We start from the raw sequence: 24,561 nt of genomic DNA, 5'->3' as shown, positions 1-24,561 counted from the left end.
ATGTCTGTTCCTGAGCGTACGACCCGGGGCCGACACTTTGGATTTCGGGCGTTCGCACTGTGCATAACCCACGACAGACGCCGAACGAATCTTCATTATGAACAATACACTCTTCCGAACAGATATTCGAACGGATTCGGTGCGTGTGGCGAAATTTCCCTAGGATTCCTTGGGGGCGATGTCGCGTCCCAGCCAGCGCTCGGGCGGCACATCCTGCATCTTGCACATGGCCTGCCAGACCTTCTTGGGGGCGACGCCCTTGCCCAGCGCCTCGGCGGCGGTGACGCCTCCGACCTCGGCCAGCACCAGGGAAGTCGCCAATGTGCGGGAATAGCCCGCACCGAACTCGTCGTCCATCAGACGCCAGAAATCACTCAATCGCACCCTCGCAATTGTGCCACGGGTTTCTGGGGGGTTTAAGCAAAAAGCCCCCGCCCGGCTTCGCGGGCCAATTGGCCTTGGAAGACCGGCGCGGGGGCCGATGTTGCGGATGCCAGGTGAAACACTGGATCCGGATGTCGTTGGTTAGTGGCTCGGTGCCAGGCGCTTGCCGAGTTCAACCGGATAGTCGCCAGCAAACTCGCTGGTCAGGTCCACGGGGACCGTATCCGGAATGGTGATGCCTTCGGCGATGGCCACGCGGTCACTGACCTCGCGAAGCATCAGTGAAAGCGGCACCTCGAGGGCGCCACAGATCGAGGAGAGAAGCTCGGATGAGGCTTCCTTTTGTCCACGCTCGACCTCGGAAAGGTATCCAAGGGAAACGCGGGCGCTGTGGGAGACTTCGCGCAAGGTGCGACCCTGGCGCTGACGAACGTCACGAAGAACGTCACCGATTTCGTGTCTAAGGACTACCATCTTGCGCTCCTCTTTGTCTCGGCGGACCTCGCTCTGTAGGCCCACATCACGCCAACGGACCACACCGTTTACCGATACTGGTTGCTTGACCATGTGCATTGCCTTTTGTTCTCCGGTCCTAATGCCTTGTGGGGCGATCGGTGCGGGCCACTTTTTTGTGCCCGTCATGGGTTACAACTGCCGGGGGTCGTTTTTTGTTCCCACGCCCCCACCTTAGCCATTGCTGCGGGTGTTTTTCCACAACAACCGTGAATCGTTCCGTAATCGAGTCACAAAACTAATCAGTGCAACCATCCCCCATCAAGCTGTGTGGCCGCTGGGCGCAAGGTGGAAAGAAAGCAGTTCCAGCGCGCAGACCGTGCTCAGGACGCGGATCTGCGCCCTGTCCCCGGTGAAGTGGTGCTCGGTGAAACCGCTGCCGCTTGCCGATGCCCAGCCCAGGAACACAGTGCCCACGGGCTTGCCGTCGTGGGCGTCGGGACCAGCGACCCCGGTGGCCGAGACCGCCATGTCCGAACCGCATACCCGGCGTGCGCCCAGGGCCATTTGCCGGGCCACCTCCCCGTCCACCGAGCCCGCTTCTTCGAGCAGCTTCGGTTCCACGCCCAGGACGTTGGCCTTCACCGCACTGGAGTAGCTGACGATCCCGCCGGTCAGTGCGGCGGAGGCCCCGGGCACCTCGGCGAGGGTGGCGGCAATCATGCCGGCGGTCAGCGACTCGGCGGTGGCCAGGGTCAGTCCACTGGCCTTGGCCGCGGCAACCACGGTGCCGGCCAGGGCTTGCAGTTCCAGCGGGTCCGGTGGGGGTGTCATGTCAAGCTCCTTTGCGCCAAGTGGAAGCGGTGAATCGGTGGGGGGGTATGAAGCGTGCCTACTTCCGGGTGCCGCCGACGGAGGCCGCACGCAGCTGCCAGGCCTTGAACAGGTAGTCCAGGCCGGTGACCACGGTGACGGCCAGGGCCAGCAGCATCACGATGAACGCCACCACGCCCAGCCAGCCGACGGTGTGGGCCCAGGGCAGCAGGTAGAGCAGGATCGCCGCGGCCTGCAGCACGGTCTTGAGCTTGCCGCCGCGCGAGGCGGCCATCACGCGGTAGCGGATGACCACGAAGCGCACAGCCGTGATGCCCCATTCGCGCACCAGGATCACGATGGTGATCCACCAGGCCAGCTCCCCCAGGATGGAGAACATCACCAGCGCGGAGCCGGTGAGCAGCTTGTCGGCGATCGGGTCGGCGATCTTGCCGAAGTTGGTGATCAGCCCGCGGCTGCGGGCCAGGTCCCCGTCCAGCTTGTCGGTGTACATGGCCACGGCGAAGATCGCCAGGGCCACCCAGCGCATGAGTCCGTAGTCCTTCTCGTCGGCCACCAGGGCCCAGATGAAGAACGGGACCATGATGATGCGCAGGGTGGTGAGCACGTTGGCGATGTTCAGGGTCGGCACGTGGGCCGGTGTCGGGTTCGCTGGGGATTCAGTCACGGAACAAGGCTACCTTCCGGTAAGGTTCCAGGCGTCTTCCGACCCCTCGTCGTCCGCACCGTCGTGGTAGTCAACCGCCTGTTCGAAGCCGTCGAGGTCCTCGGCGACCAGGTCGGTGCCGTAGTGGTTGGCGTTGGCGTTATCGGCCAGCGCGGCCTCGGTCGCGGTCGGGACCACGTCGCCGGCACCGGTCTCGTCCCCGCGCATCGCGGCGAGCACCTCGGGCAGGTCGTCGGGCTTGACCAGCACGTCGCGGGCCTTGGAGCCCTCGGAGGGGCCGACCACGCCGCGTGATTCGAGCAGGTCCATGAGCCGGCCGGCCTTGGCGAAGCCCACGCGCAGCTTGCGCTGCAGCATCGAGGTGGAGCCGAACTGCGTGGTGACCACCAGCTCGGTGGCCTGCAGCAGCAGCTCCAGGTCGTCCCCGATGTCGTCGTCGATCTGCTTCTTTTGCACCTCGGGGGCCACGTCGTGGCGGTATTCGGCCTTCAGCTGCCCCTTGACGTGCTCGACCACGGATTGGATCTCGGATTCGGTGACCCAGGCGCCCTGCACGCGCATGGGCTTGGAGGTGCCCATGGGCAGGAACAGCGCGTCGCCCTGGCCCAGCAGCTTCTCGGCGCCCGGCTGGTCCAGGACCACGCGGGAGTCGGTGACCGAGGAGGTGGCAAAGGCCATGCGCGAGGGCACGTTGGCCTTGATCAACCCGGTGACCACGTCCACGGACGGGCGCTGGGTGGCAAGCACCAGGTGGATGCCGGCGGCACGGGCCAGCTGGGTGATGCGCACGATCGAGTCCTCGACGTCGCGCGGGGCGACCATCATCAAATCGGCGAGCTCATCGACGATGACCAACAGGTACGGGTAGGGCTTCATGATCCGCTTGGAACCCTCGGGCGGGACGGCCTTGCCGTTGCGCACGGCCTTGTTGAAGTCGTCGATGTGCTTGTACCCGAAGTTCGCCAAATCGTCGTAGCGGGTGTCCATCTCCTTGACCACCCACTGCAGCGCCTCGGCGGCCTTCTTGGGGTTGGTGATGATCGGGGTGATCAGGTGCGGGACGCCCTCGTAGGCGGTCAGCTCCACGCGCTTGGGGTCGACCATGACCATGCGGACCTCGTCGGGGGTGGCGCGCATCAGGATCGAGGTGATCATCGAGTTCACGAACGAGGACTTGCCCGCTCCCGTGGCGCCGGCGACCAGGAGGTGCGGCATCTTGGCGAGGTTGGCCACCACGAAGCCGCCCTCGACGTCCTTGCCCACGCCCATGACCATCGGGTGGTCGGTCTTGCGGGCGTTGTGGCTGCGCAGCACATCGCCCAGCACCACGATTTCCTTGTCGGCGTTGGGGATCTCGATGCCGATCGCGGACTTGCCGGGGATCGGGGAGAGGATGCGCACGTCCGAGGAGGCCACGGCGTAGGAGATGTTCTTGGACAGGGCGGTGACGCGCTCGACCTTGGTGCCGGGGGCCAGTTCGATCTCGTAGCGGGTGACCGTCGGGCCGCGGGAGAACCCGGTGACCTTGGCGTCGACCTTGAACTGGTCCAGGGTGTCGGTCAGCGCCGCGACCACCGCGTCGTTGGCCTCGGAGCGTTCCTTGGACGGCGGGCCGGCAGGCAGGAAGTCGGAGGCCGGCAGCGTGTAGGTCACGTCCCCGGAGAGCTGGAGTTGTTCGGTGCGCGCAGGGATCGGCGGCAGCGGGGCCGCGGCGGGGCGCGAGGGGACCTGGTCCATCGCGCCGGTGGCATCGTTGTCGTAGCTGGTCAGATCGATGGCACTCATGGCCTGGGTGTCTGCCTCGGGCTCGGTGCCCAGGCCCACGGATTCCATGATGGCGGCGCGTTCGCGCTCGTCCTTGGTGGGGCGGCGCACCCCGGGGCGGATGGCCGGTTCGGCGTCGGCTTCGTCGGCGTAGAAGTCGGCCGGGTCCACGGCTGCGCCGTGGCTGTCGGTGATGACCGCGGTGTCGTAGGCGCCCTCGCCGGTGTTGCCCAACAGGTCCTCGGCGGCGATGGCCTCCTCGTCGCGGTCCTTGCCGAAGAGCCGCATCTTCTTGCGCGGCTTCTTCGCCGCCTGTTCCTCGTAGAGGTAGGACTGGTCGTGGTCCTCGGCGCCCAGGTCCACGCCCTTGGCGGAGCCGGCCTCGGGACTCTGGCCCATGAGCTTCTCGTAGCCCTCGCGGAAGCGTGCGGGGATGTGCCGGAAGGGGGTGGCGGTGAGGATCATCAGGCTCAGCAGGGCCAGCGCGATCATCACGGCCATCGCGCCGGGTGCCGATATCAGCCCGGCCAGCGGGACGGTGGCCAGCGCCCCGAGCACTCCCCCGGCGCCCCAGAGGACGTCGAAGGGCGCGGAGACGGGGGGAAGTCCGCCGACCACGTGGGAGATCCCGGATCCGGCCACCGAACCGAGGGCCAGGCCGATGCCCACGCGGTTGTTGGCGCGGTGTTCCTCGGGCCAGCGGAAGAGCCGGATGGCGCCGATGAGCAGGATCGGAGGCATCAGCGCGGCCATGAACCCGAAGGTGCCCCCGGCCACGGCGTGCACGAACCCGCCGTACCAGCCGACCCCGCGCAGCCCCCACCATTCCACGGAGGCCATGACGATGGCGATGATGACCAGGAAGAGCCCGGTGCCGTCGCGGCGCACAGCGTAGTCCGGGTGCACGTCGCGGCCGATCTTGCGGAAGGCCCCGCCGGTGACCCGCGCGATGCCCATCCAGGCAGAACGCACCATGCGCACCGGCAGCGGGAAGTCGTGTTCGATCGCTGCGGGGGTGCTCTTGGAGTTTCTGGTCGTCTTGGCGGAAGAGTTCGACGCACGCGGTTTGCGCGTGGTCGTTTTCTTCTCGCCTTGCGAGGAGGTACGTGGGGCCATGGCTCTAGGGTATCGCCCACGGGTGTCCGAACCCTGAATTTACACGGTTCGACGGGGAACCGGGGCGGTGGAGAATCGTCACAGGCCGGGTTTTCAGGCGGGTCCCGCAGCAGCCCGGGCGCCGATGGGGGCGTCGGGCTCCTGGCGGATGGCGATGGCATCGGTGAGCAGCCCGCGCATCACCACCCTCAGCAGCACCAGGTGTCCGACCTTGGGGAACCGACTGCCCGTTTCCGAGGCGATGACCGGAAGCAGGAATTGGCCCAGCAACAGGTCGAACCCGGCCACGGAGAGGGTGAAGCGCAGAAACTCGTTCGAAATCCTGTCCATGCCCCGGGTCTTCGGTGGCTTCGGACTCGAAGCAATGGGTCGCAGGTACCGTCTTGCGTTCCCGGTGTGCTCCCGTGAGTGGCAACCGGTCAGTCGGGGCGCACCGCAAGGTCCGTGAGCACCAGTCCGGTGTTGAGCGCCTTGGCGACATCCGGCAGATCGAAGCGGCGCAATTCCTCTCCCGTGTACCTGTCGTACTGGACGAATGAAACGGCCTTCCCGTCTTGGCTCGAAGTGACAACGGCAAGCGAAGTGGGAGTGAATTCGACTGAACGTTGCGACGAAGCGACGTCATAGTCGTCCACGGCAACGGCGAAGAGGACCTTGGTGCGGCCCGTTTCAAGGTTGGTGGACATCACCCGCCCGTCAACAGCGACCCAGTCCAGGTTGCTTTCCCGCACCGAATCCCGGGAATAGCCATGCATTTCGAAACCGTAGTCCCCGTTCTCGAGGGCCTGCGCTTCCGGGGAAAGGACAATCTCATGCTGCGTGAAGGTGGCTGTTTCAACGTCCCAAGAGCGGATGACCGGGGTGGCGGTTCCCCCGGCGTCGTAGGTGGATGCCAAATGGTGCAGTCTCCCCTCGACGCATGGGGCATCCGTCGCATCCTGTGAGCTTTCGTCGACCGTTCGAATGCCGATGACGCGCTCGGCACCGGAGGGGGTGCCGCTGAGCCTGCTGAGCATCAGGCTGCGAAAGGCGTAGGTTCCGACAGATTCGTGGCCGGATAGCCCGGCCTCCCTGGCATACGCACCGGATGGCTCCGCCAACCCAAAGAGCGTTCCGTCGCAAAACCCGGTGACTTGGTAGTAGCCCTCGACGTCGTAAAGGACGGCCCCGTCCGGAGAGGTTCCGACGGCCTGCTCGGTGTATCCCGTCTCGTTGAAGCCGTCGTTGTAGAGTCCGAGCGAGCTTCCGGCGCCGGAGCCCGACATGGCTTGCTGGTAGTCGGTCTTGACGCTGGGCGTGGTGTGGAGCCCGTCTTGCAGGTGGTAGTCGTTGGCGGTGTCGGCGAACACCAGCCCGTGTTCCGACCAGTCGGTCTGGGCATTGTCCATGCCCGAGGTCTCCAGGGCCTTGATCTCGCCCTGCCCGTCGACCAGGACGAGGTAGCCGTTGGGTCCGGACTCACGGAATTCACGGGCTTGACGGCTGAGGTAAATGGCGGCGATGCTGCCGTCAAGGCTTAATTCGCTGCCAACTACAACGTTTTTCTTCAGCGGCTGGGCACCAAGCTGGCCGCACCCGGCCGTGGCCAGTCCCAGCCCCAGAACCAGCGGGAGGACCATCCAGGTGGTATTGCGGGCGAGCATCCGGTCTCGTTTCGTTCGGGGCACCGACATGTGGTTGAAGGGTGGTCCCGTTCAGGGACGCCCAATTGTTTCAGCGTCTTCAAGCCATTCGACACGAGCCTTGCCCAGGCCGGCCGCAGAGGCACTGGCGGCTTCATGCCGGGACGTCGGCTCTGCAACGGGCCGATGAGATTCGTTCGTGGCCCGCGATGCACGTGCGGCCGTCAAGACATCGCGGGCGCGGGTGTCCTGGCCGGCGGGACCCAGGGCGGGCATGCACGGGTAGCGGACAGCCTTGCGGCCGACAGGCGTCCCCTCCGGGTCCGTCGATACGGCAACGAGCTGGACGGCGAGTTCCGGGAGTGAAGTGCGCGCCCGGTCGGCGCTTGCTGGCATCGGAACCAGGGACTCACCGCCACGACAAGTGACTTCGGCGGACCCGCGGCCCAGCTCGGCTGGCTGATACAGCGTGCGGGATCTTTCTGATGCGCCCATGCGCCCACCCTAACCCAGGATGTGATCTGGATTCGCCGAGAAACGCAGGTGCCGAGCCTTCCGACGGTGTGGCGGCTGTCGTCTGTGTACCACCGTCGCGTGCCACCCGCAGGCCTGCCGACGGCTCGTCCAGGTACGGTCGGACCACGAGCCAATGGGCCGGAAACCATCCCCCATGTTACCTGGGTGCCCTTTCGTCCTTCCCCGGAATGGCTTCGTTCCCCGCCCTTGGCTGGCGCGGACCCGGAACGTCCGGGCGCAGCTGCGGTGGCCGGAAAGCGGTGCCCGCGGAACGGGAATGGCCCACGATCGGGAAGCGAACCCCTCAAATGCGCCCGGGGCCGGAGACAAGGCATCCTGCGCCATCGTCACGACGACGCGCGAACAGCATGGGAGTGCTGAGGCTTCGAGCACGACCGGAACGATCATGGCCCTGCGGCACGGCTTGCGCGACACTCACGCGCCGATGGCCCGGCGGACGAGCTGCGGAGGCGGGATCCGCGAACGTCACGACCGCGATGCGGCGGGTATGTCCAGGAACCCGGACAGCCTGGCAAGCCGCAGTCCCACGTGCAGATCGCGCTGCACCGCGCCCAGCCGCAGGTCAACGCCCGCCACTTCGCCGAGCCGATCCAGCCGGTAGTAGATGGTGGACCGGTGCACGTTGAGCACCTGCGCGGTGCGCTGGATGTCCCCGGCGCTGTCGAGGAAGGTCTCCAGCGTGGGCGCCCAGGAACGGGTCTTCCCGTCCTGCAGGATGTTCCGCACCGGGGCCGGCAAATCCTGCGGCCCGAGGCCGTCCACCGGCAAGGCGGCCAGTATGCCGTCGGTTCCCGTGTCGGAGAAGTGGACCGCCACGGGGTGGTCGGCCGGCGCCAGGCTGCCGGCGCGCAGTGCCCAGCCCGCGCGCCGGTAGGAATCACGCAGGCCGTCCAGGGGTGCCAGCGGACCGATGCCGGCCCGTGCCGGAGCGAGCCGGGGACGGGTCAGAATTCGGGCCAGGCGAGGGGCAACCACGGGACGGGGAAAAATCAGCACGCCGCCGCCGTCGTCGGTCACGCCGCCGATCACGCTGGCCGTCGAGGTGTCGTTGACGAACCGGATGGTCTCGGCGACCGCCTGCTCCACCCGCCCGAGGGCCGCCGGCGTGGTCTCCCGGTTCCCGGGGCCGATCGCCACCGCGCAGTAGTGCGCGGAGACCCCGAGGATGTCCTCGCCGAGCAGCTTGGCCGCTGCTTCCCGGCGCCGTTCACCCTCCTCGGAAACGAGGTCCACGGCCAGGGAACCCGAGCGGGCCAGCCGTGCCCTGGCGCTCGAGTCGCGTGCCTCCATGAGCTCGCCGATGCGGCCGAGCTGGTCCCCGGCGACGACGCCCACCGGATCCGCGCCATCCAGCGGGGCCAGCATCAGGTGGCCGACGATGTGCCGGTCGGCCCGCAGCAGCCGATGCATCACCACCGGTCCGACGCCGTCCACCTTCCGCAGGGCGCCGTCCTTGCCCCCGGTGGCGGGGATGTCCCACGCGTCGCTGTGGGCCAGGATGCGGGAGAGCCGCAACCGGTCCTCCGGGGACTCGTGGATTGAATAGGCGACCACCCGCATGCTGCGGTCCAGCAGCACCAGGCGCCGGTCCAGGGCTTCGGACAGGTCCTGGAGTGCGTCGTGGAGCTCGGGCATGCGATTCATCCGCCCATTCTAGGTCGGCGCCGACGCCCCCCTCGCATCCATTGCGACACGGTGTCGGAAAAGGTGTGCGGGAAGTCCTACCGCATGCCGCTGTGCTCCAGATCACCGCTGCCTAGGGTTGAGGGAACGCACCAGCACCATCTCCCCCGGAAGGGTTTTCCATGCACACCACCATCAACCAGCCGCGCGGCCGCCGCATTGCCATCATCGGCGCCGGCATCAGCGGACTGACGCTTGCCATCGAATTGCGACGCCGCGGCCTGGATCCGCTGGTCTTCGACCGGGTGTCCGAACTTCGGGAGGTCGGCGCGGCCGTCGCGCTCTCGGCCAACGCGACCCGCTACCTCGATGAGCGCACCGGCATCGGGGCCGGCCTGGCCGCCGCCTCGGCCAGCGTGGACGGGCTGGTGTTCCGCGACGGCCGCGACGGCCGGGTGATCGGCCGGATCTCCTCGCGCGACGAATACCAGGCAGCCTGCGGTGCGCCGTACTACGGGATCCACCGCGCGGATCTGCAGAAGCTGCTGGTGGACCGCCTCGGCGGCCAGGGCCTGCACCTGTCCAAGGAATGCGTGCGGATCGAGGAAACCGCCGATGCCGTGCGGCTGCATTTCAACGACGGCGACATCGTCGAGGCCGACCTGGTGATCGGCGCGGACGGTGCCCGGTCGACGTTGCGCCGCCACGTCGTGGGATACGACGATGCCCAGTTCTCCGGCTCCTCCGGATGGCGCGGGATCGTCTCCCCCGAGGCCGTGGCGGACCTTCCCGATCCGGAGGCCATCCAGTTCTGGATGGGACCCGGCGGCCACCTGCTGCACTACCCGATCGGCAGCGGCGAGCAGAACTACCTGCTGGTCCGCCGCCATGGCGGACCGTGGGAGGGCCCGGCCTGGGCCACGGCCGACGAGGAAGGAGCCCACCTCAAGGCATTCGAGGGCTGGCATCCGGCCGTGCAGCAGATGATCGGCGCCGCACCGACCGGGGACCGCTGGGCGCTGTTCCAGCGTCCGCCGCTGCACCAATGGAGCCGCGGGCGGGTGACACTCATGGGCGATGCCGCCCATGCCCTGGTTCCGCACCACGGGCAGGGCGCGAACCAGTCCATCGAAGACGCCATCGTCCTGGCCGATTGCCTGATCCAGGGCCTGGAAGACGGTTCCGGCTGGGACGCCGCCCGGCAGCGCTACCAGGACGTGCGCATCGATCGGACCCGCCGGGTCCAGATCGCCTCGGCCACGACCGGCGACGTCCTGCACCTGCCCGACGGCCCGCGCGCCGATGCCAGGAACGCCCGCCTTGCCGCGCCGGACGCTTGGGAACGCCACCTGGCCTGGATCCACGAGTACCAGGCAGCCCGAAGCCTTCAGCCCGCCTCGGCCTAACGGCTCCCCGCACCAGCCCCCAATCGCCAAGGAACCCCATGAATCCAACCCCGCCCGCCGTCCGCTTGCGCTCACCGCTGCTGGTCGTCGCCCTGTGCTTCGCAGTCATCGTCCTGGATGGCTATGACCTGATGGTCTTCGGCGCCATCGTCCCCGTGCTCCTCGAGTATGCGCCGTGGGGACTCGAAGCCAGCGAGCTGGGCATTATCGGCAGCCTCACCACCCTCGGCATGCTGGTCGGCGCCCTGCTGGTCGGCATGCTCTCGGACGCCTTCGGCCGGCGCCGGGTCATGCTGGTCAGCACGATCTGGTTCAGCGCCCTGACCCTGGTGAGCGCCGTGGCCCCGAGCCCGGAAATATTCGGCCTGTCCCGGCTGCTGGCCGGACTCGGCCTGGGAGGCGTCATGCCGACCGCCATCGCCCTGACCGTCGAATACGCGCCGAATGGGAGGAAACAGCTCTACAACGCCTTGATGTTCGTCGGCTACTCGGTCGGCGGGGTGATTGCGGCACTCCTGGCCCTCGCGTTCCTGGAGCCGTTGGGCTTCAGGTGGTTGATCGCCTTCGGCGCCGTGCCCGCCCTCATCCTGGTGCCGGTGCTCGCCAGGCACCTGCCCGAATCCATGACCTACCTGCTCAGGCGCGGCGAAACCCGGCGCGCGGAGCACCTTGCCGGCACCTACGGACTTGCCCCTGCGGCCACCCCGCCGGCGGGAGGATCGCAGCGCACCGCCGTGCTGCGCTACCTGGTTGGCCAGGGCCGGCTGCGGCCACTGGCACTTTTCTCGATCGCTTCGTTCGCCGGGCTGCTGCTGGTGTACGGCCTGAACACCTGGCTGCCGCAGATCATGCGCTCGGCGGGCTATCCGCTGGGTTCCGCGATCAGCTTCCTGCTCGTGCTCAATCTGGGTGCCGTTCTCGGCAGCGTGGCCACCGCGTTCGTGGCCGACAAGCTGGGCTCGCGGATCGCGGTGACGATGGCATTCGCCGCCGCGGTTATCACCCTGGTGGGCCTGAGCCTGCAGCCAACCGCGTGGCTGCTCTATGCCTTCGTGGCCCTGGCCGGGCTGGGCTCGATCGGCACGCAGATCCTGGTCAACGGCTACGCCGCGGAATACTTCCCGGCCTGGGCCCGAGGGACCGCCGTGGGCATCACCCTCGGCGTGGGACGGCTTGGCGCCGTGGTGGCACCCCTCATGGTGGGGCTCATCCTTGATTCCGATTTGGGTTTCGAGTGGAACTTCTATTCGTTCCTGCTGGCCGCGGCACTGGGCCTGGTCGCGGTGTTGCTGATCCCCCGGGCGCGGCGGGACGTTCCCGTTGGTAATAGCGAGCTCGGCGTCTCGGCAACCTGACACCGAGGCGTCCGCCGCAGTGATGCAACCGCGCGGTCTCCGGGCCCGGCCGGGCCCGGACACCGCGGCTGCCGTGCCGGGCGGAACTTCCGCCATCCGCCTCGCACGACGGCACCCGCCGTCACGCGCCCAACGGTTCGGGTCGCCTCGGAGCAAGGGATGCCCCGCAAAAACACGTGTACCCCGCACCGGCAAGGCCGATGCGGGGTACACGTGTCTGAAACCTAGGCTTCGAGCACGACCGGAACGATCATGGGCTTGCGGCGCAGCTTGCGCGACACCCACGAGCCGATGACCCGGCGGACGATCTGCTGCAGCTGGGCCGTGGTGTGCGTCGGGTTGTTGCGCACCGCGTCCTCGATGGCTTCGGCGATCTTCGGCTTGATCTCTTCAAAGACCTTGTCGTCCTCGGCCACGCCGCGGGCGTGGATCTCCGGGCCGGAGATCAGCTTGCCGGTCTGGCGGTTGATCACCGAGATGATCGAGATGAAGCCCTCTTCGGCCAGCGTGACGCGGTCCTTGAGGTCCTCGTCGGTGATGGTGCCGACCTTGGAGCCGTCCACGTACACGAACCCGCAGTCGACCTGGCCCACGAGCTTGGCCACGCCGTCCCGCAGGTCCACGACCGAGCCGTCCTCGGTGAGCAGCACGTTCTCCGCCGGCACGCCGGACTGGGCGGCCAGGCGGGCGTTGGCGATCAGGTGGCGGGTCTCGCCGTGCACCGGCATCACGTTCAGCGGCTGCAGGATGTTGTAGCAGTACAGCAGCTCGCCGGCCGAGGCGTGGCCCGAGACGTGGATCTTGGCCATGCCCTTGTGGATCACGTCCGCGCCCAGGCGCATCAGGCCGTTGATCACGCGGAACACCGAGTTCTCGTTGCCCGGGATCAGCGAGGAGGCCAGGATGACGGTGTCGCCCGGGCCCACCTGGATGCGGTGGTCGCCGGTGGCCATGCGCGAGAGCGCGGCCATCGGCTCGCCCTGCGAACCGGTGGACATCAGCACGACCTTGTTGTCCGGCAGCTTGTCCACGTTCTTCATGTCCACCAGGATCCCGGCAGGGATGTGCAGGTAGCCAAGCTTCTCGGCGATGGTCATGTTGCGCACCATGGAGCGGCCGATGAAGGCGACCTTGCGGCCGTGCACCTGGGCGGCGTCGATGACCTGCTGCACGCGGTGCATGTGCGAGGAGAACGAGGCGACGATGATGCGCTTGCGCGCCCGGCCGAAGAGGGCCTCGAGCACCGGGCCGATTTCCTTCTCGGCGGTGGTGAAGCCGGGGACGTCCGCGTTGGTGGAGTCGGGCATGAACAAATCAACGCCCTCGTCTGCCAGGCGGGCGAAGTGGCGCAGGTCGGTGATGCGGCCGTCCAGCGGCAACTGGTCCATCTTGAAGTCGCCGGTGTGCAGCACGTTGCCGGCATCCGTGCGGATGAACACGGCAAGCGCGTCCGGGATCGAGTGGTTGACGGCGATGAATTCGGTCTCGAACGGGCCGAAGGTCTCCACGTCGCCCTCGACCACCTGGCGCAGCACCGGCTTGATGCGGTGCTCCTCCAGCTTGGCCGAGATCAGCGCGAGGGTCAGGCGCGAGCCGATCAGCGGGATGTCCCCGCGCAGGCGCAGCAGGTACGGCACGGCACCGATGTGGTCCTCGTGCCCGTGGGTGAGCACGAGGCCGACCACGTCGTCGAGGCGGTCCTTGATGTAGCTGAAATCGGGCAGGATGACGTCCACGCCCGGCTGGTGCTCCTCGGGGAAGAGCAGTCCGCAGTCGACGATCAGCAGCTTGCCGTCGATTTCGAAGACGGCCATGTTCCGCCCGATCTCGCCCAGGCCACCGAGCGGCACGATGCGCAAGGTGCCCGGCTTGAGCTTGGGCGGAAGGTTGTGGAGCACCGTATCGGTGACCACTGAAGTGGAATCGGTCATGAATGAATTACCTTTCTAGATCTCCCATCCGCCCTCGCGCAAATCGGTGCGGATGGTTTCGAGTTCCGTTTCCGACGGTGCCACAAGCGGCAGCCGGACCACGGCGTTGGGCAGGACTCCCTGCCAGTTAAGAATCTGTTTTGCCGCGACGGCGCCTTGGACGTGGCTCATCACGGCACGCTGGATCGGGTCCAGCGCGAAGTGCGCGGCGCGTGCGGTGGCCAGGTCGCCGGCGTGCATTGCGTCAACCAGGGTGCGGTACTGGGCCGCGGCGACGTGGGCCGTGACCGAGACGACGCCGACTGCGCCCGCGGCCATCAGCGGCAGCGTCAGCCCGTCGTCGCCCGAGTACACGTCCAGGTCGGTGTTCGCCAGGACGGTGGTGGTGGACTGGTAGTCCGCCTTCGCGTCCTTCAATGCCACGACCAAGGGGTTCTTCGCGAGGGTGATGATGGTTTCCGGTGCCATGGCGATGCCGGCGCGTCCGGGGATGTCATAGAGCATCACCGGCAGCTGCGTCGCCGCGACGATGGCCTCGACGTGGGCGATGACGCCCGCCTGGGAAGGCTTGTTGTAGTACGGCGCGGTCACCAGGATTCCGTGCACCCCGGCGTCCTTTGCTGCCAGCGAGAGCGTGATCGAGTGGGCGGTGTCATTGGTGGTGGACCCGGCCAGGACCTTGGCCCGGTGTCCCACCGCCTTGACCACGGCGGCGAACAAGGCGACGTTTTCCTCGTCGCGAAGCGTGGAGGTTTCCCCGGTGGTGCCGGTGACGACCAGTCCGTCGCAGCCGTCGTCGACAAGCTTGGTGGCCAGCTTCGCTGCCGACTCGTAGTCGACCTCCCCGTTGTCCTTGAAGGGAGTCACCATGGCGGTGAGCACCGTTCCGAAGGTGTAGTTCTTGCCCGGGGTATGCAACGCAGTTTCAGCCATGATTACTAGGTTACCCTTTGCGCGTGGCAAGGCTTGATTCGGCACATGCGTTTAGGCTGTAAACATGACGCAATTCTCCACCCCGGGCGCCTCCGCACGCACCGCCGCCGGCTCCGGGCGCGGTGCCCGCACCCGGATTGCGGGTGTCGACGCGGCGCGCGGCCTGGCGCTGCTGGGGATGGTTGCGGTGCACATCATGCCGCTGCGGATCATCACGGCCGAGGGCGCCGCGGCGCCATCGTGGGCAGCCACGCTGTTTTCCGGGCGGGCTTCGGCGCTCTTTGTGGTGCTGGCCGGGGTCGGGCTCGCGCTGCTGAGCGGCGGGTCGGCGAAGATCGGTGCGCCGAAGCTGGCCGGGGTCAGGAGGAGCGTGGCCGTGCGGGCGGTGCTGATCTTCGTGATCGGCCTGGGCCTGGGGATCCTGGACACCAACGTGGCGGTGATCCTGGTGCACTACGGGGTGCTCTTTGCCTGCGCGATCCCGTTCCTGAACATGCGCGCCAGGACCCTGGGATTCTGGGCCGCCGGCTGGCTGCTGCTCTCCCCCCTCGCGCTGTACCTGCTGCGCCCCTGGCTTTCCGGGGTGCTTGATCCCTTCCGGCTCGGTGCCTCCCCGCTGCCCGAGGACCTGTTCACCCCCGCGGTGTTCGCCGCCGATGTGCTGGTCACCGGCTACTACCCGGTGGTCGTGTGGTTTGGCTTCATCCTGGCCGGGCTGTGCGTGGGGCGCCTGGGATTGGCCCGCCCGCCGGTGGCGCTGGCCATCGGGGCGGCCGGGGCCGTGCTGGCGGTGGGTGCCAAGGCGCTTTCCGCGTGGCTGCTGGCCTCCCCCGGGGCCATGGCTTCGCTGGCCAAGGCCACGGACCTGGGACGACATGAGCTGTCGGTGGCGATGGTGACGGGCCAGCGGCTGGGCGGGGCCATGGACACGCCCTGGTTCCTGGCCGTGTCCGCACCGCACACCGGCGCACCGTTGGACGTTTTGCATGTGGCTGGCTGCGCCCTGGCGGTGCTGGGCGCGGTGCAATTGGTGTGCCTGGCATTCAGCGCGCTGCTTGGCTCGGTCGGCGAGATGCTGCTGTGGCCGCTGACCGGGGCCGGGGCGGCAACGCTCACGCTTTACTCGGCGCACTTGGCGGGCCTGGACCTGTTCAGCGATGTCTCCGCACCGCTGCCGCGCGCCAGCCTGTTCATCATCTACGCGGTCGCATGCCTGCTGGCCGGGCTGGTCTTCAAGTTCCTGGGCCGGCGCGGCCCGCTCGAGGCCCTGGTGCATTCGGTGTCGCGGACATTGGGACGCGCCGCGTAGAAGCACCCGGCAACCGTTGCTGAAGGGTCCCCGCGGCAGAGGGTAAGGCCTTCTGGCAAGATCATGACTGATGAGATCCACGACCGAGGTACCAGGTGCAATGAACCACGATTCCCGCCGAGCGCCCGGTGATCCGCTGAGCCCCCATGAACGTGCCCTGCTGGAGATCCTGTGCTCGGGCACGTGGCGCGGCACCAGCGAGGCGCGCCGGCAGCTGGCCCATGCCCGCTGGGGCGGACTGGAATTCGATGATTGCGAATGCTTCCTGGTCGAGGTGCCCGAGGACCTGGATCTTCCACGGATTCCCAAGCGCTCGGGCGGGCCGTTTGCGACCGTGGACGTCCTCGATGGAGAAACCGCCCTGGGCCACCTGAACCTCTGGGCGGTGGACGGACGCCTGCATTCGGTGGACTACATGACGTTCGACGCCCCGGACGAGAAACTCCCCGCCGTGGAGCTTCTCGGCGACGGACCCTTCAAGGGCTGAACGGGTCCGCGGCCTGGCGATCGAACCAGGCGTTGCGATGGTTGGCTTCCACCCGTTGCCGGGCCTCCGGTGGCCCGGCGTTTGCCTTGATTTGCCGGGCTTCCCGACGCCGGGACGCAGGGCAATCGTCCCGGTCGTTGGAACCGAAACAGGGCCGTTACGGGTCAAGCAGCAGCGAGCGCAAGGACTCCCGCGTCGCCGGGCCCACCTTCAACGCATCGAGGATCTCCCGGGCTCCCCCGGCAGCTTCCCTCACCATCGGGAGCTTGTCCGCCAACCAGGATTCGACCATGCTCGACGTCCATTCGGCCTGCTGGTCTATCGTGGGTGAATGGTTCGCGACCCCGGCCATGGCACGGACGGATGCGGCGTAGTCCGCGGCGACGAGGACGGGGTCCACGCCTGCGTTGCCCAACAGCAGTGCGCAGATCATCCCGGTGCGGTCCCGACCCGCACTGCAGTGGACCAGCACGCCCGGTGTGGATGCGGCAACGGCTTCGAGTGCCGCCCGCACCAGGTGCGGTTGCAGGCGCCAGTTGTGGCTCCAGTATTCGGGGGAATCCAGAATCGGGAAACACGCCTCCCGGAACGCGGGGTCGTCGTGGTCCTCGGTCGGTGCATGCCGGATCGTGATCCCGGCGAGCGCCTCGGCCGGAACCGCCGGGTCCGTCGTTTGGCCTCCGGTCTCGTAGGCACAGCGCAGGTCCACGATCGAGGCCAGCCCCCAGTGCCGAGCCGCGTTCCAGCCCGTGGCATCCAGGCGTTCACGGAGCGGCCCGCGTGCCAGCCTGCCCGGAATTGTCGCGCCGCCACCGGCAAGCGCTGTCGGCAACCCACCCAGGTCCCTGGCATTGGGGTACCCGCCCCACGCAAGTTCGGTCATCCAGCCACCTTACGACCTTCAGCGTGCGCGATCCGGAACCACGTGCGCATCCCCGTGTCCGGCCAGCGAGGCAGGGTGCGGGCCTTGCCGATCCCCCGGTCTGGTGGCACCGTGGTGGGATGGTGATTTCGGTGCGTGCCGCAACGGACTTCAACGACGTCAGGACGATGCTGGGTCCGAAGCGGGATCCGGATGCGCGGGCGTGCTGGTGCCTGGGCCACCGGCTGGGCGGATCTGCCGGACCTGGCTTCGCGCGCAACGGTGCGGAGATCGTGCACGGGCTCTGCGCGCAGGACCCGCCGCCCGGGGTGCTCGCCTACGACGGCGCGGACGTGGTGGGCTGGGCGGGTGTGCACCCGCGGGCAGACACGGCACTGGCACGCAGCCGAACGATCCCCCCATGTCGATGACCTCCACGTCTGGTCGGTGTGGTGCATCCGGGTGCGGGCCGGGCACCGCGGCCAGGGCATTTCCCACGCATTGCTGGCCGGGGCGGTGGACTTTGCCCGGGGATACGCCGCCCCGGCAATCGAGGGATATCCTCTGGACAACGGGGGTGCCAAGGCCGACCGCACCGCCGCGTACGTCGGCACCCGATCCCTCTTCGAGCGGGCGGGATTCATGAAGGCCGCCGACACCGACTCGGTTGTGGGCGGGTTTCCGCGCGTGCTGATGCGCCTGGACCTGCGCTGACGATGCGAGGAAACCGCGCCAGAAGCTGATGGCGGGCGGGCCCCCGACGCCAGCGGGGCCGTGCCCGGAGACATGCCGGTGTCCTGGTCGGCACCGCGACGCCGTCCACCGGGCACCCTCCCCCGAAAAAACGCGTGACCGGTTTCTCCCGGAGGCCCCGCTGACGCATGTTGCGGCGCAGCGCCGGACCTCCGGTCGAGGGCAGTGGTGCGATTCGGGAGCCCGTGGTCTGCGCGGCCGGGGCGGGCCGTCACCCCGGCACCGACGTGGCGCCGCGAACGGTGAGCGGGCTCTGGACCGACAGGGAAATCCGGCGATCGTCCTGGGCGGCGGGCCGCAGGATCTGCACGATCCACTCGCCGTCCGGATCGGCGAGGCGGTAGACCGTGGCAAATGGCATCGATCCGCCCTGGTCGACCGTTGGCTCCGCAGTCCAGCGCTGGTCCAGGAGGGAAGCGCCGACCGCGTCGGCCGCCTCGGCCGGCGTCGTCCCGCTGGCCACCTCGACAGTCGACCAGGTCGTCCAGAAGGCGCTGTCGCGCTCCCGGCCGCGCAGCCATTCGGACTCGCCGTACTGCGGCCCGGAGGTCATGCGGACCTCGAAAGCGCCGCTCCGGGGCACGTGCTCGAGCATCCCCGCATGGATCTCCTCGGCACGGTCCTCGTACTGCTCGAGCCGGCTCTCCACGGCCGGTGTCGAACACCCCGCGAGTGCCACAACCACCATGATGATCACGCCTAGCCCGGCCCCACGCCACGTCCGCATGCCACCAAGGTAGCACTCGAAGGATCCCTTTCCCATCGACATTAGTCGCACGGATCGCACGCTGCGCCGGTCCGGAAACACATTCCCGGCGCTACTACTGACTTTGGATGTTTGCGGTGCCATCATGGCCATATGGGCGGCATTGATGCGGCAAATGGGCTCGATCCACGGGTACTGGTTCTCATGGGTGTCTCGGGTTGCGGGAAGACCACGGTTGCCGCATTGCTGGCAGGCCGTTTCGGCTGGGAGTTCGAGGAGGGCGACTCGCTCCACCCGCGGTCGAACGTCGAGAAGATGCATGCCGGGCACCCGCTGACCGATGAGGACCGCTGGCCGTGGCTGGCCAAGGTCGCGGACTGGATCGAGGCCGAGCTCGATGCGGGCAAGCACGGGGTCATCACCTGCTCGGCGTTGAAGCGTTCCTACCGCGAGGTGCTCAACCGGCGGGGCACCGGGGTCGTGTTCGTCTACCTCGCCGGGACCCCCGCGCAGATCGGCGCCCGCCTGGCGGCACGGCAGGGCCACTTCATGCCCGCCAGCCTGCTGGCGAGCCAGTTCGCCGCCCTTGAGGAACCGGGCGAGGACGAACCGGCCATCCGCGTCGACATCGGACCGGCACCGCGGCAAATCGTCCAGGCCATCGTCGATGACTTGGGTCTTGAATCCCCTAGCCCTTTGGACAAACCATGAACACCTTCAGCACGGGCGTGGCCATCCTTGCCGACGCCGCTTCCGACAAGATGCACGAGCCCTGGGCGGCCCACGACACCCAGGTCTTGGTCGTTGCCCTGCTGGGCATCGCCCTGGTCGTGGTGCTCATCATCTGGGCCAAGATGCATGCATTCCTGGCGCTGACCATTGCCTCGCTGCTGGTCGGGGTGTTCTCCGGGATCAAGCTCTCCGATGTCACCAAGTCCTACGAAACCGGCGTGGGCGGGGTGCTGGGCTACGTGGGCGTGCTGATTGCCCTGGGCGCGATGCTGGGCAAGCTGCTGGGCGATTCCGGCGGAGCCGACAAGATCGTCGACACGCTGCTGCACGGCTCCAAGGCGTCGCTGCCGTGGAAGATGGCGCTGATCGCCGGGATCATCGGCATCCCGATGTTCTTCGAGGTCGGGCTGGTGCTGCTGGTTCCCGTGGTGATGCTGGCCGTCCACCGATCCAAGGGCCCGGCCATGCTGCTGGCGATCCCGGCGCTGGCAGGCCTCTCGGTGCTGCACGGGTTCATCCCGCCGCACCCCGGCCCCGTGGCGGCGGTCGGCATCCTCAACGCAGACATCGGCATCACCCTGGCATTCGGGCTGCTCATCGCCGTCCCCACGGTGGCGATCTGCGGGCCGCTCTTCGGCCGGCTGGCCGCCCGCTGGGTTCCCATCGGGCCCGCCGGTGCGGGCCTGGCCTTCGTCGGGGCCGGACCGGCACCCGCCGCCGACGAGCGGGCCCAGGGCGGTGCCGCGATCTTCCATCCGGGCAAGCATGCCTCCGGCGACGCGGCGGAACCCGAAGCACACCCCGAGTCCCCCACGCCCCAGGCCACACGCGTCCCGTCCTTCGGCTGGACCTTGGCCACGGTGCTCTCCCCCGTGTTCCTGATGCTGCTGCGTGCCGCGGCCGACCTGTGGGTCAACCCGGACACCGCGCTGTACAAGGCGCTGAACATCATTGGCGACCCGGTGGTGGCCCTGCTGATCGCGGTGTTGCTGGCCATGGTCACCTTCGGCACCTCGGTGGGCTTCACGGCGAAGGTGCTGGGCAAGAAGATCGGCGAGAGCCTGCTGCCGATCGTGGGCGTCATGCTCATCGTCGGTGCCGGCGGCGGCTTCAAGCAGGTGCTGGTCGACGGCGGCACGAGCACCGCGATCGGCAAGGTCGCGGTGGCGTTGAGCCTCTCGGCGCTGGTGCTGGGCTGGATCGTCGCGGTGCTGATCCGCGTGGCCACCGGATCGGCAACCGTGGCCACGGTGACGGCGGCGGGCATCGTCGCCCCGCTGGCCGCGGGCCTTCCCCCGGCCCAGCTGGCCCTGGTGGTCCTGGCCGTCGGTGCCGGATCGCTGTTCTTCTCCCACGTGAACGACGCCGGGTTCTGGCTGGTCAAGGAATACTTCGGGTTGAGCATCTGGGAAACCATCAAGACCTGGTCGGTGATGGAAACCCTGATTTCCGTGGTCGGGTTGCTCGGTGTCCTGCTGCTCTCGGTGTTTGTCTGACCCGTGGCCGGCTACGGGCGGCGGGCCTGGCGCTCCCCCGGGGACCTCGACCCGTTTGAGAACGCATCGGTCGGCCCCAACGGCGGCCAGCACCCCGATACCCGGTACGGACAGGAACGGCAATGCATTAGAGCTCGTGCACGAGGGTGCCCGCGTCGAAAGGTGTCCCCGCGGGAACGAATCCGAGTCGTTCATAGAGGGAACGTGCAGGGTTTCCGGTTTCGACGCTGAGGCTGATGGCGGGCAGCGCCCTGGATCGCGCCTGCTCGAGGATTCCTGCAATGAGACGAGTACCCGTGCCGAGGCCTCGCTGCCCCTCGGCAACCCAGACGCAGAGTTCGGGGATCGACCCATCAACAAAACCGAACCCCGGATCGGCAGCGGTGAAGAAGCGCAGCCAAACGACTCCCACGGGAATCCCCTGTGCGTCCTCCGCGACGAGGCCGAAGTCAAAGGGCCCGGGCCACCAGGTGAAGTAGTGCGCGATGGAGGGAATCAGCATGACCTGGTCCAGTGTGTACCGTGGGCCCGGCCAGTTCATGTTCCCCAAGGTGGCTCGCGCCAGCAGCTCCTGCTCATCGGCCCGCAGAGCACGAACCATGGACCTTTCCCCCGCGTACATCGCCATGCCTGAAACACTACCCATTTAGGTCGGGCTCTTCCATGGTGCGCCCGTTCCCGCCCGCTGGCCTACGGACCGGAAACGAGCGTGATGGTCTGCAGCAGGCCCGGGACCAGCACCAGTCCCAGGACGGCCGAGGCGATGGCCCAGCCGAGTCGCCCGGCGCGGTGGGCGAGCCAGGCGCCCACCAGTCCCAGGAGCACGGGGATGACCATGAACCATGCGGGCAGCAGTGCCCCGGTTCCGGTCCAGTCCGGCAGCAGCAGCGTGATGGCCAGGGCAAGAAGCATCAGGATCCAGGTGGCCAGCGGCCTGGTGCCGCGGCTGGATTCCGGCTGCCGCGCGCTCACGGCGTGGTACCCCTCGCGCCGGCGAGGCCCGGCACCGAGAGCGCCCCGTCCATCATGGCTGCCCGGTGCGTGGCCCGGACCCACGCGGTCTTCAGCTCGCCGTACAGGTGCGGAAACAATTCCCCGTTCCCGCCGTCCTCGAAGCGGATCGCGATACCCGCGGCCGCAATCGCGGTTGCGTCCAGTTCCAGCACCACCAGTTCGCCGGCGTAATCGGCGTAGATGGACGAGGCGACAGCGGGCAGCTGGCCTTCGGCCGAACAGTGGATATAACCGACGTCGGCGAGCGTAGCGCCGCGGGTCGACTGCCGGTAGACGCCGGCCGCCCGGGCGGCCTCCCATGAATCGGCTTCGGTCAGGTGCAGTATCTTGGTCATTTTCCCAGCTTAGGCAATCGCTCCCGCTTCTGCCCGCCCCGAACCACCCGATCGAGGGGTTCCGGTTGTGGCCGCGCCCCGGGTCAGCGACCGACCCGCCTGCGTGGCGGTGATCCCGGGATCCGCCACGGATGTGCCGTTGCGGCGGGCAGCCGCATGGAAAGGGCCGGTGGATCCTTGTTGATCCACCGGCCCTTCACCTTAGGTTGCTACTTCTTGTTCAGCTGCAGCCCCACGAGCACCGGATCGTGGTCCGAGGAGCGGAACTGGTCCGGGGAGAACAACTGGGCCACGTTGTAGTTGTAGCGGCTGTATTCGTACGCCACGGACTCGGTGGCGTTGATGTTCCAGATGGTCTGCCCGGTGACGTGCTGCGCCGCCTCGCTTGAACCAAAAATATGGTCCAGGGAGCCGGTGCGGCCGTCAAAGAGGTAACTGCGGGTGGGAGCGCTGGCCCCGAGGTCCACGTATCCGGCCTGTGCCAGGACCTGGATCGGTTCCTCGGCGGAGTAGGAGTTGAAGTCCCCGGCCAGCAGCACCTTGTTGGTGTTGCGTTCCTTCTTCAGTCCCTCGGCAAATTTCACCAGGGCCTCGGCCTGCTCGACGCGCGCGGCGTTCCAGGCCCCGGCTCCGTCACCGCGGTCGGCGTTGGCCGAGCCGTCCTTCGGGTCCGAGCCCTTGGACTTGAAGTGGTTGGCCACGGCCAGGAAGCGGGTGTTGGCATTGCCGCCGACGCGCTGGAAGGCCTGCGCCAGGGGGTCGCGTGCGTTGTCGAAGGCCGCGTCGTCCAGGATGGCCGACTCGTCGATGGGCTTTACGGCGTCGGTCTTGTAGATCATGGCGGTGCGGATGACGTCCTCGTCGGCCGGAACCGAGGCGGGGCTCGGCACGTACTTCCACTGCTGCTCACCGGCAGCCTCATTCAGCGCGTCCACCAGGGTGGCGAGCGCGTGATCGCGGTCCAGGCCGAAGCGGGCGGAGTTCTCGATCTCTTCGAGGACCACGACGTCGGCGTCGAACTTGTTCAACGCCGAGACGATCTTGGCCTGCTGGCGTGCGAGGTTTTCCTCGTTGGCGGCTCCGCGTGCATCGCACCCGCCGCGCACGGTGACCGGCGCCCCGGCGCGGTCGGCGTAGTAGGTGCAGCCGGACAGCTGGTCCCCGGTGGTGGTGAAGTAGTTCAGGACGTTGAAGCTGCCGACGCTGACGTTGCCGCCGACATCCGCGGGCTTCGCCTCGTTGGCCCGGGCAAAGGCGGCAGGGATGTCCGCATCCTCGGCACCGATGACCTGGCCCTGGGGCTGCAGCCGCCACAGGTCGTAGCGGTAGTCCATGATGACCGGCCCGGTGAAGGTGGCCTCGGCTCCGACGCTGACGTGGTGGTCGGCCGAGATGTACGGAAGCGGAACGGACTTGTTGGAGCTTGCACCGAGGAAGTTCAGCGTGGCGCCGTCATCAAGCAGCAGCGCGCGCTGCTGGTTCTCGGCTTCCAGGGCCAGGGCCTGGGCGCTGCCCGGGGCGAACGCATCGGTGGCCTGGCGCAGGGTGCGCTCCCCGGGCAGGATCGAGCTGGTTCCCTGGGCGAGCGTGATTTCGCCGAACTGGTTCAGCGAATAGTTGTCGGCGACGGTCCACTGCCCCTGCGGATCGATGAGCATCGATTCGAAGCGCTCGCGCTCCGCATCCCCGGAGGGAATGTCGATGGCCAGCGGCTTGATGGCATCGGCCGGTTCGGCGAGAACCTGGACCCCGGAGGCCGAGGCACTGATCTGGGTCAGCCCGAAGTATTCGCCGACCGTACCGGTGACCTGGACGTGGTCGCCCACGGCAACCTTGGCCACGCCGCTTGAGGAGAAGACGAAGATTCCCGAGCTGCCCTCGGGGGAAACCTCGGCGCCGCTGCCGGCGGTCTGGACGTAGAAGCCGCGGATGCCTCCCTCGGCGTAGGCGCCGGTGACCACGGCGCGAACCGTCACCTGCTGTCCGGCCATTGGACTTGCCGAACCCGTACCCTGGATTGCCTCGATGGATGTTGGCTGGTTATCGGCCGCCGTGGCCGGAGCCATGGCCCCCATCGCCATCGAGGCCGCCAAGGTCGCGGTGGCCAACGCAATTGTTGCGCGGTTCTTCATGGATTTCCCCTAGCTCGTTGTTTTCGCCGTGGCGCTGTGGCGCACGGTGTGTAGCCCGAACAGATTTGATCATCCGCGCGTGAACCGGGCATGAACGGGGCCTGAACCCC

At 67.8% G+C, this 24,561-nt stretch carries 22 protein-coding genes and 1 pseudogene; 7 read left to right on the top strand and 16 right to left on the bottom strand.

The annotated features are described in order from the left end of the window. Positions 1-159: 159 nt before the first annotated feature. The 8 genes from FPY90_RS20775 to FPY90_RS20740 form a co-directional block, all read right to left on the bottom strand. Positions 160-384 (bottom strand): DUF3046 domain-containing protein, encoded by a 225-nt coding sequence (locus FPY90_RS20775; protein WP_071215827.1) that lies wholly within the window; start codon positions 382-384, stop codon positions 160-162. Positions 385-525: 141 nt separating this feature from the next. Continuing rightward, positions 526-951: a helix-turn-helix domain-containing protein gene (locus FPY90_RS20770; RefSeq protein ID WP_071215828.1), complete on the bottom strand. Its 426-nt coding sequence runs from the start codon at positions 949-951 to the stop codon at positions 526-528. Between the two features lie 207 nt (positions 952-1,158). Further along, complete coding sequence (locus tag FPY90_RS20765; protein ID WP_498683148.1) at positions 1,159-1,671, bottom strand: CinA family protein; 513 nt, start codon at positions 1,669-1,671, stop codon at positions 1,159-1,161. A 58-nt stretch (positions 1,672-1,729) separates the two neighbouring features. Then, positions 1,730-2,338 carry a CDP-diacylglycerol--glycerol-3-phosphate 3-phosphatidyltransferase gene (gene pgsA, locus FPY90_RS20760; RefSeq protein WP_498683146.1) on the bottom strand — a complete coding sequence of 203 codons (609 nt, stop codon included), beginning with the start codon at positions 2,336-2,338 and terminating at the stop codon, positions 1,730-1,732. 9 nt (positions 2,339-2,347) lie between these two features. After that, positions 2,348-5,218, bottom strand: a complete 2,871-nt coding sequence (locus FPY90_RS20755; protein ID WP_498683145.1) for an FtsK/SpoIIIE family DNA translocase — start codon at positions 5,216-5,218, stop codon at positions 2,348-2,350. 93 nt (positions 5,219-5,311) lie between these two features. Next, the gene (locus FPY90_RS20750) at positions 5,312-5,548 is read right to left on the bottom strand and encodes a hypothetical protein (RefSeq protein WP_498683143.1); all 237 of its coding nucleotides are present in this window, start codon (positions 5,546-5,548) and stop codon (positions 5,312-5,314) included. Between the two features lie 89 nt (positions 5,549-5,637). After that, positions 5,638-6,861: a YycP family beta-propeller protein gene (locus tag FPY90_RS20745; protein ID WP_498683141.1), complete on the bottom strand. Its 1,224-nt coding sequence runs from the start codon at positions 6,859-6,861 to the stop codon at positions 5,638-5,640. A 981-nt stretch (positions 6,862-7,842) separates the two neighbouring features. Continuing rightward, on the bottom strand, positions 7,843-9,021 hold the full coding sequence (locus FPY90_RS20740) for a PucR family transcriptional regulator (protein WP_498683140.1): 1,179 nt from the start codon (positions 9,019-9,021) through the stop codon (positions 7,843-7,845). 161 nt (positions 9,022-9,182) lie between these two features. Here FPY90_RS20740 and FPY90_RS20735 point away from each other — a divergent pair, with 161 nt between their 5' ends. Together FPY90_RS20735 and FPY90_RS20730 are read left to right on the top strand one after the other, a co-directional pair. Next, the gene (locus tag FPY90_RS20735) at positions 9,183-10,406 is read left to right on the top strand and encodes an FAD-dependent monooxygenase (protein ID WP_498683138.1); all 1,224 of its coding nucleotides are present in this window, start codon (positions 9,183-9,185) and stop codon (positions 10,404-10,406) included. Positions 10,407-10,444: 38 nt separating this feature from the next. Next, a complete protein-coding gene (locus FPY90_RS20730) occupies positions 10,445-11,761 on the top strand; it encodes an MFS transporter (RefSeq protein WP_498683136.1) in 1,317 nt (438 codons plus the stop codon). A gap of 224 nt (positions 11,762-11,985) precedes the next feature. On the opposite strand, the gene FPY90_RS20725 is transcribed toward FPY90_RS20730, so the two are convergent. After that, the gene (locus FPY90_RS20725) at positions 11,986-13,692 is read right to left on the bottom strand and encodes a ribonuclease J (RefSeq protein ID WP_071215837.1); all 1,707 of its coding nucleotides are present in this window, start codon (positions 13,690-13,692) and stop codon (positions 11,986-11,988) included. A gap of 15 nt (positions 13,693-13,707) precedes the next feature. Next, positions 13,708-14,625 (bottom strand): 4-hydroxy-tetrahydrodipicolinate synthase, encoded by a 918-nt coding sequence (dapA, locus tag FPY90_RS20720; RefSeq protein ID WP_498683135.1) that lies wholly within the window; start codon positions 14,623-14,625, stop codon positions 13,708-13,710. A 64-nt stretch (positions 14,626-14,689) separates the two neighbouring features. On the opposite strand from dapA, the gene FPY90_RS20715 reads away from it, so the two are divergent. Beyond that, positions 14,690-15,934, top strand: a complete 1,245-nt coding sequence (locus tag FPY90_RS20715) for a heparan-alpha-glucosaminide N-acetyltransferase domain-containing protein (RefSeq protein WP_498683134.1) — start codon at positions 14,690-14,692, stop codon at positions 15,932-15,934. Between the two features lie 100 nt (positions 15,935-16,034). Continuing rightward, a complete protein-coding gene (locus FPY90_RS20710) occupies positions 16,035-16,421 on the top strand; it encodes a hypothetical protein (protein ID WP_498683132.1) in 387 nt (128 codons plus the stop codon). A gap of 157 nt (positions 16,422-16,578) precedes the next feature. Here FPY90_RS20710 and FPY90_RS20705 read toward each other — a convergent pair whose 3' ends face one another. Further along, positions 16,579-17,304, bottom strand: coding sequence for a tyrosine-protein phosphatase (locus FPY90_RS20705; protein ID WP_498683130.1), 726 nt, complete (start codon positions 17,302-17,304; stop codon positions 16,579-16,581). A 119-nt stretch (positions 17,305-17,423) separates the two neighbouring features. Here FPY90_RS20705 and FPY90_RS20700 point away from each other — a divergent pair. Beyond that, positions 17,424-17,997, top strand: a pseudogene (locus FPY90_RS20700) (GNAT family N-acetyltransferase). 250 nt (positions 17,998-18,247) lie between these two features. Here the strand turns inward: FPY90_RS20700 and FPY90_RS20695 are convergent. Next, positions 18,248-18,733, bottom strand: coding sequence for a hypothetical protein (locus FPY90_RS20695; protein ID WP_498683129.1), 486 nt, complete (start codon positions 18,731-18,733; stop codon positions 18,248-18,250). Positions 18,734-18,895: 162 nt separating this feature from the next. Here FPY90_RS20695 and FPY90_RS20690 point away from each other — a divergent pair, with 162 nt between their 5' ends. After that, the gene (locus FPY90_RS20690) at positions 18,896-19,453 is read left to right on the top strand and encodes a gluconokinase (protein ID WP_498683128.1); all 558 of its coding nucleotides are present in this window, start codon (positions 18,896-18,898) and stop codon (positions 19,451-19,453) included. After that, positions 19,450-20,970: a GntT/GntP/DsdX family permease gene (locus FPY90_RS20685; protein WP_498683126.1), complete on the top strand. Its 1,521-nt coding sequence runs from the start codon at positions 19,450-19,452 to the stop codon at positions 20,968-20,970. The genes FPY90_RS20690 and FPY90_RS20685 overlap by 4 nt, the downstream gene beginning before the upstream one ends. Before the next feature lie 127 nt (positions 20,971-21,097). On the opposite strand, the gene FPY90_RS20680 is transcribed toward FPY90_RS20685, so the two are convergent. The 4 genes from FPY90_RS20680 to FPY90_RS20665 all read right to left on the bottom strand — a co-directional run bounded on the left by FPY90_RS20680 (position 21,098) and on the right by FPY90_RS20665 (position 24,310). Next, positions 21,098-21,571, bottom strand: coding sequence for a GNAT family N-acetyltransferase (locus tag FPY90_RS20680; protein ID WP_498683125.1), 474 nt, complete (start codon positions 21,569-21,571; stop codon positions 21,098-21,100). 89 nt (positions 21,572-21,660) lie between these two features. Next, positions 21,661-21,942, bottom strand: a complete 282-nt coding sequence (locus FPY90_RS20675; protein ID WP_498683123.1) for a hypothetical protein — start codon at positions 21,940-21,942, stop codon at positions 21,661-21,663. Next, positions 21,939-22,319, bottom strand: coding sequence for a DUF952 domain-containing protein (locus FPY90_RS20670; protein WP_498683120.1), 381 nt, complete (start codon positions 22,317-22,319; stop codon positions 21,939-21,941). The genes FPY90_RS20675 and FPY90_RS20670 overlap by 4 nt, the downstream gene beginning before the upstream one ends. Positions 22,320-22,528: 209 nt before the next feature. Further along, positions 22,529-24,310 (bottom strand): ExeM/NucH family extracellular endonuclease, encoded by a 1,782-nt coding sequence (locus FPY90_RS20665; RefSeq protein ID WP_498683119.1) that lies wholly within the window; start codon positions 24,308-24,310, stop codon positions 22,529-22,531. Between the last annotated feature and the right edge of the window lie 251 nt (positions 24,311-24,561).

The sequence above is a fragment of the Arthrobacter sp. C2 genome (assembly GCA_024207135.1).
GTDB lineage: Bacteria > Actinomycetota > Actinomycetes > Actinomycetales > Micrococcaceae > Paeniglutamicibacter.
This window is presented reverse-complemented; position numbering and strand designations above follow the sequence as displayed.